The organism is Pseudoalteromonas sp. BSi20311 (genome assembly GCF_000239875.1).
In the GTDB taxonomy this organism is placed as follows: domain Bacteria; phylum Pseudomonadota; class Gammaproteobacteria; order Enterobacterales; family Alteromonadaceae; genus Pseudoalteromonas.
The window spans coordinates 1-2,365 of the sequence record NZ_BADU01000030.1 but is presented as its reverse complement, the minus strand read 5'-3'; the positions used below and the strand labels follow the sequence as shown (position 1 = coordinate 2,365).

At 37.3% G+C, this 2,365-nt stretch carries 4 protein-coding genes; 1 reads left to right on the top strand and 3 read right to left on the bottom strand.

Annotation, left to right across the window (positions count from 1 at the left end):
• From P20311_RS02930 to P20311_RS02920, 3 genes are all read right to left on the bottom strand, one after another.
• Positions 1–667, bottom strand: a 667-nt coding sequence (locus P20311_RS02930) for a cation diffusion facilitator family transporter (RefSeq protein WP_036984709.1), incomplete at its 3' end; no start/stop codon positions are given.
• On the bottom strand, positions 654–1,385 hold the full coding sequence (locus P20311_RS02925) for a transglutaminase family protein (protein ID WP_004588887.1): 732 nt from the start codon (positions 1,383–1,385) through the stop codon (positions 654–656). The genes P20311_RS02925 and P20311_RS02930, both read right to left, overlap by 14 nt.
• Positions 1,386–1,440: 55 nt before the next feature.
• A complete protein-coding gene (locus P20311_RS02920) occupies positions 1,441–2,055 on the bottom strand; it encodes a cation transporter (protein WP_004588888.1) in 615 nt (204 codons plus the stop codon).
• A gap of 77 nt (positions 2,056–2,132) precedes the next feature.
• On the opposite strand from P20311_RS02920, the gene P20311_RS02915 reads away from it, so the two are divergent.
• The coding region (locus P20311_RS02915) for a MerR family transcriptional regulator (protein ID WP_036984708.1) at positions 2,133–2,365 on the top strand (233 nt) is incomplete at its 3' end.

Below are 2,365 nucleotides of genomic sequence, written 5' to 3'. Positions count from 1 at the left end.
ACTTTATCGCTTTTTCAATATTATTCTGCACTTCTTCATCAGGTGTAGCTTGAAGAAATAGTGCCAATGTTGTTTTCAGGTTTTTCAAAACGTTAAACAATATAAACAGTGTAAAGCCTATAGAAAGCAAAGGATCTAATATTGGTAGATCTACAAAAAGCAGCACGATAGAAACAATTAGGACTGCAACCCAGCCAAGTACGTCTTCAAGCAAATGCCACGTAAGTACTTTTTCGTTCAGCGTTTTACCCGCTTTTAGTTTAAATACTGCATACCCATTAACAGCAACCCCAAGTAATGCAAGACCCAACATTCCTTCAGCCATTGGCATTTCAGGATTAGATAATCTTGGTATTGCTTCAAATAGCACCCAGACAGAACCAATAACTAATACAATACTGTTAATTAATGCGCCAAACAGGGTAAGACGACGATAGCCATAGCTAAATCTATCGGATGCTTCTTTATCCGAGAAACGACTCAGTATCCAAGCGAATCCTATAGATAAACTGTCACCCAGGTCATGTACAGCATCAGCCATAATAGCGGTACTGTTGGTTAGCCAACCACCAATAAATTCGATAATAGTAAATGAAACATTAAGGAAAAATGTCCAACCTATACGGTCGTCTTTTCCATGCGAATGGCTATGGCTATGATTGTGCATTTTCCACCTCAAGAACTTTTAAATTTCTTACATTGACTACGTTAAAATTGATAAAGTGACGGATCACTCGTTGATACATCCAACGTTTGATTCCTGATAAGTTAGTTCCTTTTTCGAGATAAAACTCATCAGGGGAATTATAAACACCAAAATCATCATGAATACCTTCTTTTTGTATATAGGTATCTTGACCACGCCAATCTGTATCTGGCGAAGAGAAACACTTTGTTGCAACACCATAACCACAAAATTCGTTTTTTATTTGACTAAATTTGTGCTGTAGTGAACTTAAATATTGTTCATCTAATATAAAGCCTTCTAAGTTTATCCAACGATCCTTGAAATAAACTTCAATCCAACTATGAATGATATATTTAGGTGCTAACCAAAATACATAAGTTGGAATAGCTCCTTTTTGTAATCGCTGCTCAATAGTAAAGCCGTGAAAACGACATTGAATACCTAATCCTCGTAACAAAGCCATCAGCAAGTTACCCTTGGTATTGCATTGTCCGTAACCATCGGCTAAAACACTGCTTGCTGAAATATCATCACTCTCATTGTAACCAAATAATATTTCATCTTTAACAAATTGGTAGGCTGCACCAATTTTGTTGAAGTCATCGAGTTCTTGCCAATTACGCTCAGAAATTAATGATTGAATTGTAGAGTGTTCAAAATTTACTATCTTGGTTTTTTCTAGATATTTGCTATTCATTGATGTTTCCTTACTTTGAACAACCAAAGGTTGATTGTTTATCTTCATTTGGTGTTTAACGTGTTTTCTCAGCAACAGCTAATTCTTGTTTAGCATCGCTTAGTATTCGGTAAGCGCCTCGAAGAATTAACATTGAAATGATGCTACCAATGACGATATCAGGCCAACGCTGTTTCAGCACCATAACGAGTATGCCTGCGATAACGACACCAAGATTTGCAATTACATCATTCGCTGAAAATATCCAGCTAGCTCTCATATGTACTTCATCGTTGTTGTGCTTTCGAATAAGGATGAGACAAATCACATTTGCAACTAAAGCAACCATGCCTACGCCAATCATAAACCAAGAGTGAGGCTCACTTTCACCATACAGCCTTCTAGCAATATCCATTAGAATTAGCACGCCTAACCCCAGTTGGAAATAGCCACTCACTAAAGCAGCATTAGCCTTATGTTGGATTGACTTTCCCACCGCGTATAGTGCAATTGCATAGACGATTGCATCCGCTAGCATGTCTAACGAATCTGCAATTAAAGCCGTTGATTCTGATAACCAACCAAAGCCAATTTCAAAAACAAACATCGAGGCATTGATAGCCAGAAGCCAATAAAGCACCGTTTTTTGCTGGTTATCTTTTAGCTCAACTTCACACCCACAATCGCTCATTTTCATCTCCGATTAACTTGTATGCTCTAACTATAAATCCTATAGTGACTATAGGGTCAAGTTTATTTGGAAATTTTATGAAAATTGGTGAGTTATCGAAAACATCGGGGTATTCAGTACAAACCATCCGATATTATGAAAAGGAGGGCTTGCTGTCAGATCCTGATCGCACTGAAGGGAATTTCAGGTTGTATTCTAATAAGGCATTTAAAGAGCTAGAGTTCGTAAAGCATTGTCGAAGTTTAGATATTCCGCTTAATGATATTAAGCGACTCATTGAATTAAAAAACAAGCCAGAGGAGAGTTGCTC